The sequence below is a fragment of the Ruoffia tabacinasalis genome (assembly GCF_005864045.1).
GTDB lineage: Bacteria > Bacillota > Bacilli > Lactobacillales > Aerococcaceae > Ruoffia > Ruoffia tabacinasalis.
Genome location: NZ_VBSP01000053.1, coordinates 1 through 14,729, shown reverse-complemented (window position 1 = coordinate 14,729; position 14,729 = coordinate 1). Strand labels below are relative to the sequence as shown.

The 14,729-nt window shown below is 34.6% G+C and carries 16 protein-coding genes; 12 read left to right on the top strand and 4 right to left on the bottom strand.

Features of this window, described 5'->3' with window-relative positions; translation table 11 throughout:
• Positions 1-155: 155 nt before the first annotated feature.
• The 4 genes from FEZ33_RS10645 (at position 156) to FEZ33_RS10630 (ending at position 3,775) form a co-directional block, all read left to right on the top strand.
• Positions 156-722, top strand: a complete 567-nt coding sequence (locus tag FEZ33_RS10645) for a GNAT family N-acetyltransferase (protein WP_138405367.1) — start codon at positions 156-158, stop codon at positions 720-722.
• 132 nt (positions 723-854) lie between these two features.
• Positions 855-1,742: a polysaccharide deacetylase family protein gene (locus FEZ33_RS10640; RefSeq protein WP_138405366.1), complete on the top strand. Its 888-nt coding sequence runs from the start codon at positions 855-857 to the stop codon at positions 1,740-1,742.
• A 104-nt stretch (positions 1,743-1,846) separates the two neighbouring features.
• Entirely contained in the window at positions 1,847-2,632 is a 786-nt protein-coding gene (locus tag FEZ33_RS10635; protein WP_138405365.1) for a hypothetical protein, read from the top strand.
• Positions 2,633-3,775 (top strand): alpha/beta fold hydrolase, encoded by a 1,143-nt coding sequence (locus FEZ33_RS10630; RefSeq protein ID WP_138405364.1) that lies wholly within the window; start codon positions 2,633-2,635, stop codon positions 3,773-3,775.
• Between the two features lie 47 nt (positions 3,776-3,822).
• Here FEZ33_RS10630 and FEZ33_RS10625 read toward each other — a convergent pair whose 3' ends face one another.
• The gene (locus tag FEZ33_RS10625) at positions 3,823-4,671 is read right to left on the bottom strand and encodes a DegV family protein (RefSeq protein ID WP_138405363.1); all 849 of its coding nucleotides are present in this window, start codon (positions 4,669-4,671) and stop codon (positions 3,823-3,825) included.
• A gap of 173 nt (positions 4,672-4,844) precedes the next feature.
• Between FEZ33_RS10625 and FEZ33_RS10620 the strand changes: the two genes are divergently transcribed.
• The 5 genes from FEZ33_RS10620 (at position 4,845) to FEZ33_RS10600 (ending at position 9,021) form a co-directional block, all read left to right on the top strand.
• On the top strand, positions 4,845-5,477 hold the full coding sequence (locus FEZ33_RS10620; protein ID WP_138405362.1) for a hypothetical protein: 633 nt from the start codon (positions 4,845-4,847) through the stop codon (positions 5,475-5,477).
• Between the two features lie 98 nt (positions 5,478-5,575).
• On the top strand, positions 5,576-6,964 hold the full coding sequence (locus FEZ33_RS10615) for a bifunctional metallophosphatase/5'-nucleotidase (RefSeq protein WP_171031377.1): 1,389 nt from the start codon (positions 5,576-5,578) through the stop codon (positions 6,962-6,964).
• A gap of 1 nt (position 6,965) precedes the next feature.
• Positions 6,966-7,628: a YutD family protein gene (locus tag FEZ33_RS10610; RefSeq protein ID WP_138405360.1), complete on the top strand. Its 663-nt coding sequence runs from the start codon at positions 6,966-6,968 to the stop codon at positions 7,626-7,628.
• Entirely contained in the window at positions 7,625-8,398 is a 774-nt protein-coding gene (locus tag FEZ33_RS10605) for a TIGR01457 family HAD-type hydrolase (protein WP_138405359.1), read from the top strand. The genes FEZ33_RS10610 and FEZ33_RS10605 overlap by 4 nt, the downstream gene beginning before the upstream one ends.
• Complete coding sequence (locus tag FEZ33_RS10600) at positions 8,398-9,021, top strand: TIGR01906 family membrane protein (RefSeq protein WP_171031376.1); 624 nt, start codon at positions 8,398-8,400, stop codon at positions 9,019-9,021. Before FEZ33_RS10605 ends, FEZ33_RS10600 begins: the two co-directional genes overlap by 1 nt.
• A gap of 35 nt (positions 9,022-9,056) precedes the next feature.
• Here the strand turns inward: FEZ33_RS10600 and FEZ33_RS10595 are convergent, their stop codons facing one another.
• Genes FEZ33_RS10595 through FEZ33_RS10585 form a run of 3 tightly spaced genes read right to left on the bottom strand, consistent with a single transcriptional unit; the run spans position 9,057 to position 11,164 of the window.
• Positions 9,057-9,620 (bottom strand): phosphatidylglycerophosphatase A family protein, encoded by a 564-nt coding sequence (locus FEZ33_RS10595; RefSeq protein ID WP_138405357.1) that lies wholly within the window; start codon positions 9,618-9,620, stop codon positions 9,057-9,059.
• Between the two features lie 11 nt (positions 9,621-9,631).
• A complete protein-coding gene (locus FEZ33_RS10590) occupies positions 9,632-10,636 on the bottom strand; it encodes an NAD(P)/FAD-dependent oxidoreductase (RefSeq protein WP_138405356.1) in 1,005 nt (334 codons plus the stop codon).
• Between the two features lie 21 nt (positions 10,637-10,657).
• A complete protein-coding gene (locus FEZ33_RS10585) occupies positions 10,658-11,164 on the bottom strand; it encodes a divergent PAP2 family protein (protein ID WP_138405355.1) in 507 nt (168 codons plus the stop codon).
• Between the two features lie 194 nt (positions 11,165-11,358).
• Here FEZ33_RS10585 and FEZ33_RS10580 point away from each other — a divergent pair, with 194 nt between their 5' ends.
• The 3 genes from FEZ33_RS10580 to FEZ33_RS10570 are packed head-to-tail and all read left to right on the top strand — an operon-like array spanning position 11,359 to position 13,732.
• Positions 11,359-11,946: a peptidylprolyl isomerase gene (locus FEZ33_RS10580; RefSeq protein WP_138405354.1), complete on the top strand. Its 588-nt coding sequence runs from the start codon at positions 11,359-11,361 to the stop codon at positions 11,944-11,946.
• Positions 11,947-11,975: 29 nt separating this feature from the next.
• Positions 11,976-12,389: a CvfD/Ygs/GSP13 family RNA-binding post-transcriptional regulator gene (locus FEZ33_RS10575; protein WP_138405353.1), complete on the top strand. Its 414-nt coding sequence runs from the start codon at positions 11,976-11,978 to the stop codon at positions 12,387-12,389.
• A complete protein-coding gene (locus FEZ33_RS10570; RefSeq protein WP_138405352.1) occupies positions 12,389-13,732 on the top strand; it encodes a glucose-6-phosphate isomerase in 1,344 nt (447 codons plus the stop codon). Before FEZ33_RS10575 ends, FEZ33_RS10570 begins: the two co-directional genes overlap by 1 nt.
• Positions 13,733-14,729 lie beyond the last annotated feature (997 nt).

Below are 14,729 nucleotides of genomic sequence, written 5' to 3'. Positions count from 1 at the left end.
AGTTCATCCGTGGTAAGATGGGTGTAGGTCATTTGTGGTCACTCCTTTGTATTCTTTGGTCGGAATTACAAGTTGAGTGTACCACAAATGGCTGTTTTAGTTGTCTAGCTTAATTTTACAATCGGCGTTTTGAAAAAGTATACAAGGAGGTTTATATGAAATTTCAGTCACAACAATTAACAATTCGTCCCGCACAGGTCGACGATGCGAAGCAAATACAACAAATTTACACACCCTATATATTAAATACAGTCTTTAACTTAGAGGAAACAGTAGGGACCCTTTCGTATTATGAACAATTGATTATCGAAGCTCAAAGTCATCTACCTTTTTTAGTAGCAGAATACGAAGGAGCCGTCGTTGGTTTTGTTTATGTGAGTGAAATTTCATTTATGCTGAATCTAGTTAATACGTGTGCGTTAAGTATTTATGTAGCTGAAGATGCCCCGATTCGCGGTGTCGGTCAATCACTATTCACAGCTTTAGAAAGAACATTAACTGCTCTAGGTATGACTCAAATCATTGCGAATATTGTAGCAACGAATGAACGAAGCATTCGCTTCCATGAAAAGAACGGCTTCCAATTGCTTAGTACGTTCCCTCAGGCAGGCTACAAATTCGGCCAATGGCATGCTGTTAAATGGTTTGGTAAAAAACTAGCTGCAGAGCCATTGCAATCAGAAGCCTTGCCAACAGAGAGTTTATCATTCTCTGTGTATTAAAATTACCTAGATTGTTTATAATATCTGCTTTTAAACTTATAAAAGTTATTGTAAAATGGGATTATATGACATAAATATCGTTGATATTGCGTTTATAAAATAATTATACAACTAACAGGAGGAAGTAAGTCGATGCAGAAGGTCTTTTTAAAGGTACTATTAGGTACAGTATTGCTTGGTAATATGCCAACACATTCTTGGGTACAGGCTGAAGAGATTCCCGAAGATATTCCACAAATTGAGATTACAGAAGAAGCGGTGCCAACAGATTATAATATCGTTAAATCTGATAATGTCCGTGCAGCTTGGACAGATTATGGGAACTATGCTCAACCTGATGAAGAAGGATATGCCTACTATATTCATGCAGATCCAGATATTTCGTCAGAAATCTTCCCATTAGATGAAAATTCATCTGAAGATGTTTTATTATTTACTTTTGATGATGCGCCTCAAGAACCAGATAGCTATGCTATTGAGATGGCTCAAGTAATGAAAGAAAAAGATGTTAACGCCATTTTCCTAGTTAACGGTATGTATTTAGAGTCGGAGTGGGGCAGAGAGATTACCAAACAAGTGCATGATATGGGTTTTGAAATTGGAAACCATACACATACTCACCCTAATTTACGCGAATTAACATATGAAGAACAATACAATGAGATTGTTGCAACAAATCAAATGGTTGAAGAGATTACTGGCGCACCTGTTCGTTGGTTTAGACCACCTTTCGGTTTGTTTAATATGGATACTATCTTAATTTGTAATGAGTTAGGTTTACAATTAATGACATGGTCATTTGGTTATGATTGGATGGATGAGTATTTATCTGGTCCAGAATTAGCAGCCGTATCCTTAGATAATATGTATACCCGTCCGGGGGCAAACATTTTAATGCATGACCGTTCGTGGACGTTAGAAGCTTTACCAACAATGATTGATGGTTACAGTGAGTTGGGCTATCATATCGTTGACCCGTATTTGATTCAGCACCAAGAGAATAGTACGGAACCTTTATAAGTAGGACTAAAAGATTTAAATTAGATGTTAATCTAGTTTAAATCTTTTTTGTTTTACTTACGTTTCTGATATTATAGGTGTTAGTTGAATGATAGGAGAGAATCATGACAAATAAATTTCCAAAGAGTTTTTACTTTAAATTGAGTTTTATTATATTTTTTGTATTATTAGGTTATTATCATAACCACAATTTTATACAAGCGACTTTGAATGATGAATCGTTAAGTGCAAACGAATCATTTAATCTCATTGTGAGAGAGGTAATGAAATTACCAAACAACGTTGAAAATGACGAAGGTATTTCTGAATATATTTCAGAATACGCCCAACCAGGAAATCAAGTTCCTTATCAAATCCATGAAGAGATCCTACTAGATGATAATTATGCGATTGCTAAACAATCTGCCGATCAATTTAATGCAGCGTTAGATAATCGTGCATTGAATGATGCATTTTTAAGACAAATGAATCACATGAGGGTTACAAAAGGTTGGGAGAAAATTCAATTTGGGGAACATCTTGAAGAAGGCGTCTTAAGACGAGTGGAAGAGATGGGAGAGTATCATTATTTAAGCTCAATAACAGCTGATGGGGCTGATTTTAGAGCACATTTTCCAAATGTTTCGGATGCAGAGTACCGCTTTGGCGAGAATTTATACGAACTCTATATATCCGCAGGGGATGTTCATCTGACAACTTGGGAGAATGAAAAGATATTAGCCGATTATTTATTCGATGTGTATGCTGATGCAGTGTCATTATCTAATTACGATATTTATCAAAGCCAATATGTTTCGATTTACGCATCACCGACAGATTATAGTGTCGATGAAGTACCATATGTAAGACTAGTTGTTTCATTAGTTTTAGATACTGAAGGAGGAATTTAATTGAAGAAGAGTTTTACATCTACTTTATTGAAAGGTCTTTTTAAAGGAACTTTAGGTTTACTTGCTTATGATTTTGCTTATCGACTAAAACATACGCGCAAACAAAGTTACCAAGCAGAAGTTAATTTAACAGAATTAGATATGCCATTACAACAAAACTTAGCTTGGATTGACGAAGAACATTATGAACGAGAGATGAACATTATCGCTCGTCCATATATTGAGCAATTTGAACATGCCGGTGAAATACCGGTGGGAGATGTTGCTTTATCATATTTATTTTATTTAAAAAATAGCAGTCGTCCGACAGTTTTTATTGTTCATGGTTTTAATGAGTATAAAGAGAAGTATTATGAAGTCGTGTATTATTTATTGCAGCTCGATTATAATGTGCTTATTTATGATGCGAGGGGGCATGGCTCTTCAAGAGTAGAAACTCGTAATTCTTTAATTGATATTCAACATTTTGATTACTATATTGAAGATTTAAAAGAAGTGATTGAAAGTATTAAAAAGACCTATGAATTGAACGAGCACTTTTATTTATTTGCTCATTCAATGGGTGGGGCAGTTAGTACAGGGTTGATCAAGAAATATCCAAAACTTATTAAAGCTGCGGTATTATCCTCACCAATGTTTAGTGTCGATACATATCCATATCCTAGATCTTTAGCTCATGCAGTAGCGAGTGGTGCCGGTTTACTGAACTTGGGTCATAAGCCGATTCCAGCTCAAGGAAGTAACGAATTCATAGAAGCATCAACGAATGCGTCTGAATATACTCCGAATCCAGATTTAACACATAGTCAGCAAAGAGAGAAATATGCATTTAATTTGCGATTGGAATCAGTTGCTCATCCAACTTCTGGAGGAACATACAATTGGTTGGCGACATCATTAGAGCAAGTGAATAAGATAGTGGATGAGTCAGCCTTGAAAAATGTTGAAACCCCGTTATTAGTATTTCGTTCAGTCGAAGACAAAGTCGTCCGAGGGGATGGAATTTTTACAGCTGCTACCTACTTACCTCAAGTTGAACTTATAGCGATAGACGATGCTGGGCATTGTATTTACCAAGAACATGACGAGATTACTAAACCATACTTCAGTTTAATCAGTTATTTTTTAAAGCAATATAATTAAAGTAAAAAACAGTAACAATTATTAATTGTCGCTGTTTTTTTAAAGTATTAATTTGTTTCGAAACCAACGATCATACCATTATGCTCTGCATAATAGCTACATAATGCACTCGTTACTCGTGTAGTAATTTTAGCGTTTGGATATTCTTTTAGAATTTCTTCTTCAAACGCTTTGGCAATATCTGGGTTAAGAACGTGAGATACTTCAATTTCTCCTCCATTATAACCTTTAGATTTTAATTCGTTAATCAAAGTCTTTAAAGCTCTCTTTTGACCTTTTGATTTATGAGCCAATTGAATCGTTCCTTCCGGAGTACGATTACCAATTAAGCGAATACCTAATAACCCAATCATTTGACCTAAAATCTTAGACACACGTCCATTATTAACTAAGTTATCTACAGATTCTAGCAGGAATGCTATATCTAGATTTTCATGGTAAGCATTCAATTCTTTTACAACGTCATCAAATTCAGCATCAGTTTCCGCTAATTCAAAAGCTTTTTTAGCCAATAAGTCCATTTCTGAACCAGCTGAGCGACTGTCAAAGATATGAATGTTTGCGTCAGGATTTCTCTCTAATGCAATGTCTTTTCCTAAAGAAGCACTATTGTAACTACCTGAAAGTTGAGAAGAGATCGTAAAGCAGATAACGTTCTCAGCACCTTCGAATCGATTTGCATAAACTTCTGGAGAAGGACACGCACTTGATGTTTTTTGTTTTGTATCTTTTAGTTCTGACAAGAAGTTCGCAATATCTAGGTCTGCACTATCTACAAATACCTCATTACCGATATTTATCATTAATGGAACGACTTCCAAAGCGACGTTTTGATTTGTTGTTTCTATTTCACGAATTGACGACCCTGAGTCGACAACTATTTTCCATTTTTTCACATTAATCACCTCATGTATGCATTATAATAAGTATATAGTAACTATCTTGTCATTTCAATTCTAAGCGATGAAGACAAGCATTATTGACGAAAAATTATGTATCAATTGTAAAAGAGGCGATAAATAGGTACAATAATAATAACGATTACATATAGTATGAAAGGGTGTGTCAAATGTTCTTAGGTAAAATTAATCAATGCAATGCACTAACACTGTTTAGTTTGTTCTTTGGTGCGGTCGGTGTTGGGTTTTCAATGATTGGAGAATCTCAATATACAATTATCTCCTTAATTATCGCTTCGGTCGGTTATATCTTTAGTTACCGTTTCACAGCGATGTTTGAGCGAGAAGATGCTCAAATTTCCTTTGATTTGGAATTTGATGTCTTAAGTAAATCCGTTGTTTATGCATTGCTACCAGCGTCATTATTAATATCTTTATCTTTAGGATCGGTATTATCGGTTATTGTCGCAGCATTATATATTTTAGCTGTTATTATTCGACTTGCGCATTTTAATCAAGCGATTGAATTTCAAGGAGAACAATTCGATGGGAAGACACAAGGTCTACCTTTAGAAGCAAGTGCGATTTTCATTCCGATTATTTCACTGTTAGGTTATGTGATACCAATGAATATATTCCAATATGTACTAGCTGTTGCTTATATTATTATTGGTGCAAGTTTTGTAGTTAAGTATCCTATTCCAAAACTACCGGAAAAATGGTTAGTTTATGTTTTAATATTGGCTCTTGTTTTAGTTGTAGCCTTTATTTTCTTAGGAACTTTGACGCCCGTCTTAGCTTAGTTTAGGATATTTCCGAACTTCCATTCCCTAGGGATTGAAGTTCGGTCTTTTTTTGTATTATAATCTATAAGGAATGTATAATGAAAGAGGTGTACACATTGCGTCTAAAAATACTACATACCAATGACTTACACGGACATTTAGATCATTGGCCCTTAATATCGAAGTTTATAGAAGAGAACCAGTCCTTGGCATCAGTTAAAGGTGAGGCACTTCTTACCATTGATGTGGGTGATGCTATGGACTCCGTACACCCATTGGTTGAAGCAACATATGGGAAGGTCATCGTTGATTTGTTCAATGAAGCTAATTATGATGTCGTTACACTTGGGAATAACGAAGGTTTAAACTTTTCCAAAGAACGCTTAAGCGACTTGTATGATCGAGCAGATTATTCCGTAACGATAGCGAATTTATTTGATAAAGATACGAAAGAAGTTCCTTCGTACGCTGAAAATATCGTATACAAAGAGATTGACGATATGAAAGTCGCTTTTATTGGGTTAACAGCGCCATATGAAACCTATCACTTAAACGGATATACCATTGAGAATCCAATTGATAGCTTACAAGATACCCTTCAACTTATAGATCAAGAAGACACGGATTTAATTATTTTGCTATCACATCTAGGTCTAGAAACTGATCGCTATATTGCGAATCTTTTTCCAGAAATCCAATTAATCATTGGAGCACATACCCATCATGTTCTTATTGAAGGTGAGTGGGAGAATCAAAGCTTTCTTTGCGCAGCTGGAAAATACGGAAATTTTGTCGGCTCAATCGACTTGTATTTTGACCAAGCAACAGATACTTGGCAGATGTCTGCAGAAGTTCTCTCCATTCATCAATTGAGTCAAAGATATAATCTACCCAAAGAATCGGACTATTATAAGCAAGAAGGAACAAAACAACTTGAAGAACGTTGGGTTGCTGACATCCCTGAAACTTTTCAAGCACTTCAAACAACGGGAGCCAATTCCTTTATTCAAATGGCACTCAATGCGATTACTGAAGCAACCGGGGTAGAGAATGCTGTATTAAGTTCCGGTTTATTTCTAAGTGATTTACCTAGGGGACTCATTACGGAACATCACCTACATGAAGCACTACCTCATCCAATGCATTTAGCCATAGTGGAAATGAGTGGGGTGCATTTAAAGGAAATGTTAGCTGAGATGAGCCAACAAGCGGATGATTTAAGATACAAATTAATCAATGGGCTTGGTTTCCGTGGTAAGATATTTGGAGAACTTATTTTTAAAGGCATTGCTTATGATGAGCTGAAGCTTCAGTGGGAAGTGAATGGAGAAGCAATCATTGATGACAGACATTATCAGTTTGTGACGGTGGATCATATTTGGTTCTTACCATTTTTCCCAACGATAAGTGATTATGGGGATTCAAAGTTAATTTTCCCAGATTTTTTAAGACATACCGTTCGAAATTATTTAGAAAAAACATACCCAATAGAAGGAGGCAAGTGATTTGAGTAATAAAAAAACCATGACAAATCAACTTGAATCTATATTAGATGACATTATTCAAGGTGAAGAAGTCGAAGATAAACAAATTTATGTTATCGATGAAGAAACAATTCAAATTAGCACACAAGAATACCGCTTGTTAGAGAATTACCGAGAAGGGTTTGAACAAGAAGCCTTTACGAATCGTTATCAACCATTCTTTGAAAAGTTTGATTTTATCGTTGGAGACTGGGGGCATGACCAGTTACGTCTAAGAGGATTTTATCAGTTAGGAAGACGCAAAGTGCCACGCGATCAACAAATTGATTTCTTAGATGACTATATTAAAGAGTATTGTAATTTTGGTGCGGCTTACTTTGTCTTAGGTAAGGTGGAAGCTGTAGAGAAGTACAATCAATTAGAGAAACGTGAAACCAAACATAAGAAAGTTTCAAGAAAACCGAAAAAGCAAAGACCTAAAACACCTCATGTAACTACAACGACGGACAAAGAAAAAGCCGAAGATACTAGCTTTAATCCTAAAAATACCCGTCGTAAAAAAACCTTTAAAAAGAATCAAACTAAAGGTGAAGTAAACAAACCAAAAAAAGTCACTGAGAAAGTCAGTGAAAAAGTGGCTAATGATAAAAAATTCGTAATTAAGAAGGTGACAAACAAGAAATGACAAAGTATGAAGGTTATTTAGTCGATTTAGATGGGACGACCTATCGTGGGAAAGAACGAATTCCAGAAGCTGAGGTATTTATTCGTCATTTACTTAATGAGGGGTTCCCTTTTAAATTAGTGACAAATAATGCAACAAAGACGGTTGAGGAAATCGTTCATAATTTAAATTCTTACTACGATATTCCAATTGATTCTTCTCATGTTTATACTTCAATTATTGCTTTAGGGGATTATATTGAATTACATCATCCAGGAGCAAATGTTTATGTGTTAGGCGAAGCAGCTTTAAAAGAGCAAATGCTTGAGAGAAATTTTACAGTTGATACGAATAAGCCGATTGATATCGTTGTTCAAGGCTTAAAACGTGATGTTACTTACGACCAGTTAACTGTCGCTGTTCAAGCAATTCTTGCTGGAGCTGAATACGTGGTGACAAATACGGACCGATTAATACCAACTGAAACTGGAATGAATCCAAGTTCGGGTGCTATTACTGCCTTTATACAATTTGCGACGAGAAAAGAACCGATTATTATCGGTAAGCCTAATAATCCAATTATGGAAGGGGCACTTAAGCAACTTGGAATTGATAAAAGCAAGGTTTTAATGATTGGAGATAACTACGATACAGATATTATGGCTGGAATGAATATGGATATGGATACGTTGTTAGTTTTAACAGGCGTCACTGTAAGAGAAGACTTAGAAATGATTCAAAAGCAACCAACTTATATCATTGAATCACTTTCAGAATGGAAGCATGCATAATGGATATACTAAAACGAATAGTAAGCAGTCTTGTCATCCTTTTATTTGCTATCTGCTCATCAATTACAGCTGTCATCTTTATATCACCATTTTTATACAGATTATGTATTGGTTGGTTTAATTTAACAGATATCTCAGGTTTAACCCAAGCACAATTGCTTGAAAATTATGATACTATGTTAAGTTACTTAGTGAATCCAACAGTCCATGATTTAAATATGCCTTACTTTAGTATGTCAGAAGGTGGGGCACAGCACTTTGAAGAAGTGAAGGTATTATTCTTTATTAATTTTGTCATCTTAACAATTTTATTCTTATTAACGATCTGGGCCATTTCATACATTAAGAAACGGAATTGGCAATTAGTTATGGCACCACATTTTACGTTTAAATTAGCCTTTCCATTGATTTTATTATTTTTCATTGTCGTAGCATTTGATCAAGTATTTATACTTTTTCATCAATTGTTATTTAATAATGATTTATGGCTGTTCAATCCCTTGGAAGATCCGGTTATAACTGTATTACCTCAGGAATTTTTCATGATATTATTTATTCTTGCTTTATTAGTTTATGAATCAATTATCTTAGGTATTCGAAAAATTGTATATTGGAATAAATAAAAAAAGTGATGTGCCCTCGGGCGCATCACTTTTTCTTAATTTTCATGAGAATCTTCATAAGATTCTTCAGGTGTAGTATTAACGTTTACCTCATCTGTTTGAGGTTGAGAGTGGGCGATTCGACTTGCAGCAGCTGCAGCAAGAGCGCCAACAATATCATCAATGAATGTATTACAATGTTCATCTTTACTGTCATTTAACTCACCGATAATACCAGGTTTTAATTTATCGACATAACCAAAGTTAGTTAAACCAATCGAGCCATATACGTTAACGATAGATAAGACTAACACTTCATCAATCCCATATAACCCTTCATCTCGCATGAGTAAGTCATTTAAGACAGGTGAGAACTGTTGTCTCTCCGCTGCGATGTCGATTTCAATTCCTGTAATGACTGCATTTTGAACTTCACGTTTCTTCATCACCGCAATAACATTTTCTAAACAATGGTCGAGTGTTAAATCATCAATATAATCTTTTTGTAAATCATAGACAATTTCAGCAATTGATTCTAATCTAACGCCACGTTCTTTTAATAAGTAGTGAGCTTGATCTTCTAGACGACTTTGTTTTATAAATTGTTCATTTTTTGTCATAGTATCTCTCCTTAGAATAAATCTGAGCTGTGAATTGGTGGGTTAACGTTTGTTGGATCAATTTTTAATAGGGCATCATTCACTGCTTGAGGAGCTTCACCAAAACCTGTCGCAATAATTTTTACTTTGCCTTCATAGTTGGCAATATCACCAACAGCATAGATGCCAGGTATGTTCGTTTTGTATTGAGCATTGACTTCAATTGTATTTCGATTGAGGTTGAATCCCCAATTCCTAATTTCGCCAATACTTGATGTAAAACCATAACTGACAATAAAGTTATCCACATCCAAAGTAATTATCTCATCTGATTTAGCTTTCTTCAAATTAATCGATTGAATACGACTATCGTCACCTTGGACGGATTCTGGAATATAAGGAGTTAATAACTCGACTGTGGAATTTTCTAATTGTTTCACACTACTTTCAACAGCTCGGAATTTATCGCGACGATGGATTAAATACACTTTATTCGCTAACGGTTCTAAGGCTAATGCCCAATCAACCGCAGAATCACCACCACCACAGATTGCTACCGTTCTTCCAGTAAATTGTTCAATGTTATTAACATAGTAATGTAGATTACTTTCTTCGTATTTCTCTATTTCTGGTAATTTTAATTTTCTAGGAGAAAAGGCGCCATTACCGATCGCTAAAATAATGGTACGTGAATAATGAATCTGTTCACTGGTAATAATTTCAAAATATTCAACGCCATCCTCAGTCATCTTTTTATTTACATTTAAAACTTCTTCTCCCAATTGAATTGAAATATCAAAGCGAGAAATTTGTTGAATAAGGTTTCTTTCTAATTCATCGCCTTTAATTGCAGGGTAACCAGGAATGTCATAAATATTCTTCTCAGCATAAAGATGGGCAGGTTGTCCACCTAAGGACTCTAGACTTTCAATAATCTTCGTTTTCGCATTTCGTAAACCTGCGTAAAACGCAGTAAATAAACCGACGGGCCCTCCGCCAACAATTGTTATATCAAACAAGGACTCTTCAAAACTCAAAGTATCACACTTTCTATAATATTATAATAAAACTAAACGTAGAAAAATGGCAACAAAACCACCAGTTAAAGTACCAACAATGACTTCACTCGGTTTATGGCCAAGATAACGGTTAATAATCATTCTTTCATAATCATCAATATCGTAACTTAAAATCAAAGGATTATCCTCAACTTCATCATAGCTTATGTCATCAGATATATAATCGATCTCAGCTAAATGTTTACGGGCTAATATATCTAAGACAATACCTTGTTCACCACTTTGTCGACGGACACCCATCGAATCGAACATAATAATGACTGCAAATACAGTCGATATGGCTACATATGGTGAATTAAAACCATATTCTAAAATCAAAGCCGTCGTTAAACTACTAACTGCAGCCGAGTGAGAACTGGGCATACCACCTGTAGAAGTGATTAAATTTAATTTTGCACTTTTTCGATTGGTTAAATAAGCTATAGGATATTTAATCAGCTGTGCAAATAATATTGAAACCAATGACGCAATTAAAGGGAAATTCATAAATAAACCAACCTTCTTATTTTTTTAATATAAATTAAACTAGATGCCTAAGTATCTTTTGAAAAATAATCGTTTATAACTCTCCTTCAATAATATCAAAAATTATTTGATATAACTATTAAAACATTTGTTAAACATAACAAAGTGAATTAGTATATAATGTATATAGAAAATATAAGGAGGAGTGAATTATTTTGACAAAATTTCCACAATTAAACACAGAAGAACTGAATGTTGATATTACATTACATACGAACAAGGGTGATATTGATTTAGCTCTATTCCCGGAGGTAGCTCCAAAGACAGTAGAAAACTTTAAAGAATTATCTAAAAAAGGGTATTACGACGAAATTATCTTCCACCGTATTATTAAAGACTTCATGATTCAAGGTGGAGACCCAACAGGAACAGGTATGGGTGGAGAGAGTATCTATGGTGATGCTTTCGAAGATGAATTCTCAGCAGAAGTATTTAACTTATATGGCGCATTATCAATGGCTAATGCTGGACCTAACACAAATGGAAGTCAATTTTTCATTGTTACAGCTCCGAATGTACCTGCACAAATGCTAGGACAATTAAAAGAAGCTGGATTCCCAGAAGAAATTATTGAAGCTTATGAAGCAAAAGGTGGGACACCTTGGTTAGACCACCGTCATACAGTGTTTGGTCACGTAGTAAATGGTATGGACGTAGTCTTAGATATTCAAGCTCAAGAAACTGGTGCCCAAGACAAGCCCGTAGAAGATATTGTTATTACGAGCGTTACTGTTAATGAGTAGCCTACTATAAAGTAAAGGGTGGATATACATTGACAAAAGAATTTAGAATTGGGGATGTAATCCAAGGAGAAGTAACCGGTATTCAGAATTACGGCGTCTTTGTAAAATTATCAGATACAGAACAAGGTTTAGTGCATATTTCAGAATGCAAACACGGTTATGTATCTGAATTAGATGATTTTATTAATATTGGCGACAAAGTTAAAGTCAAGATTATCGATATTGATGAATATACTCGGAAAATTAGTTTGTCTTTTAGAGCGTTACAACATTTAAATACACCACCGTTTCCATCAAAATCAAAAAAGTATCCTAAAAGATATTTACCGAAGATTGGTTTCAAGACATTAGGACAAAATATGCCTAAAATTATTGAAGATGGTTTAAGACAAATCGAAGAGGATCAAACTAATATTCTAGGAAAAAATGAGGAGAGATATTAATGACAAATTTAAAATTTGATTATACAAAAGCTTTATCATTCTTTAAAGAACATGAATTAACTCAGATTAAACCATATATTGAATTGGCACATAATCAACTTCATGATAAAACGGGTACAGGAAATGACTACTTGGACTGGATCGATTGGCCAGAAACATACGACAAAGATGAGTATGCACGCATCAAAGCAGCTTCAGAAAAAATTAAAGCAGATTCAGATATTCTTATTGTAATTGGTATTGGTGGATCATACTTAGGAGCGAAAGCAGCAATCGAATTTCTAAATGATTCATTCTACAATATTAAAGCAGGGCAAAAAGGAACACCTCAAGTTATCTTTGCTGGTAATAGTATTAGTTCGACTTATTTACATGATCTAGTTGATTTAGTAGGAGACCGTGACTTCTCGGTTAATATTATTTCTAAATCAGGTACTACAACTGAACCTTCAATCGCATTCCGTGTATTTAAAGAATTATTAGATAAGAAATACGGTCACGAAGAAGCAGTTAAACGCATTTATGCAACAACAGATAAAGAGAGAGGCGCTCTAAAATCAGAAGCAAATGCTGAAGGATATGAAACATTTGTTATTCCTGACGGTATTGGAGGACGCTTTACTGTATTAACTGCTGTAGGTCTATTACCGATTGCAGTCGCAGGTGGAGATATTGATGCTTTGATGGAAGGTGCACGCGAAGCAATGGAAGAGTACAGTAATCCAGATGTTATGGAGAACAGTGCTTACCAATACGCAGCAATTCGTAACTTCTTCTATAAAAAAGGAAAAGATATTGAAATTCTGGCTAACTATGAACCAGGTATGCAATACTTCTCTGAATGGTGGAAACAATTATTTGGTGAATCTGAAGGTAAAGACCAAAAAGGCATTTACCCAGCAAGTGCAAACTTCTCAACAGATTTACACTCTATTGGACAAACAATCCAAGATGGACAAAGAAATATCTTTGAAACGGTATTAAAAGTTGAAACACCAAGACATGATATCGATATTCCAAAAGCTGAGGAAGATCTAGATGGTTTAGGTTACTTAGAAGGAAAAACAATTGACTTTGTTAACACTAAGGCGTTTGAAGGAACTTTATTAGCTCATACGGACGGTAATGTACCGAACCTATTAGTAACAATTCCAGCTATGGATGAAAAATCTTTAGGACACTTAATCTACTTCTTTGAAAAAGCAGTAGGAATCTCAGGATACTTAAATGGCGTTAATCCATTTGATCAACCAGGAGTAGAAGACTACAAACGTAATATGTTTGCTTTATTAGGTAAACCAGGATTCGAAGATCTAGCTAAAGAGTTAAACGAACGACTATAAGCTTAGAACAAATATATAGAAACAAATAGGATTGAAGGCTACTTTAAGTTGTCTTCAATCCTTTTTGTGTTTTAAGTGACATTATTATAGAAGGAAACGGATTGTGTAATAATTAAAATACCTCTATATAATGGAAAAAACATAAAGCGAAACAATAATAAAGCAAAACTAAATAATAAAATAAAAGAAATTACAAAAATATATTGACTCCTACCACAAGTTAGTGGTATATTATTTCTTGTCGTCACAGGACGTTGTAACAATGTCTGGCGATAACTTAGTAAGTTTACATAAAGTTTACAAAAAAACGAAAAAAGTATTGACGAAATGATTCGGCGATGATACTATAACATAAGTTGCTACTACAACATGTGTAGCGCTTACAACTTTTGAAGCAAGTTATAAATTTGTTTCAAAAAATGCTTTACAGAATGTGCAAAGCATGATAAGATATAAAAGTTGTCATTTGAGATCACCTCACCTTGAAAGAAATAATAAAAGTGAAAAAAAGTGATTGACACATACAAGTCAAACATGTTACTATTTAAAAGTTGTCATTTGCGACAACCTTTAAACGAGGCAGCGCTGATAAAAAAGCGAAAAATATTGTTGACACAATATAGCCCGCATGATAAGATATGTAAGTCGTCAAACAGCGACAACATCACAACGAAGTGTTAAATGAATTTAAAAAATATTTAAAATCTTCAAATAAGTTGTTGACTTCGAGTCACAACCGTGATATTCTATAAAAGTTGTTAAAATAAACGACATCACTTCGAAATGAAGTTGAGAAAATACTTTTAAAAAAGTGTTGACATCCACTTCACGAACGTGATATACTATAAAAGTTGTTGTTCAACAAAACGACAACGAAAGCTCATTGAAAACTGAACAAAGATAAACACACCAAATGTGTAAGGGGATCTGTTCTACGGAACAGACAACCAAACAATTTCGCTGGACGACCACCAGTTTAAAAAAGGTCAACAAAGCT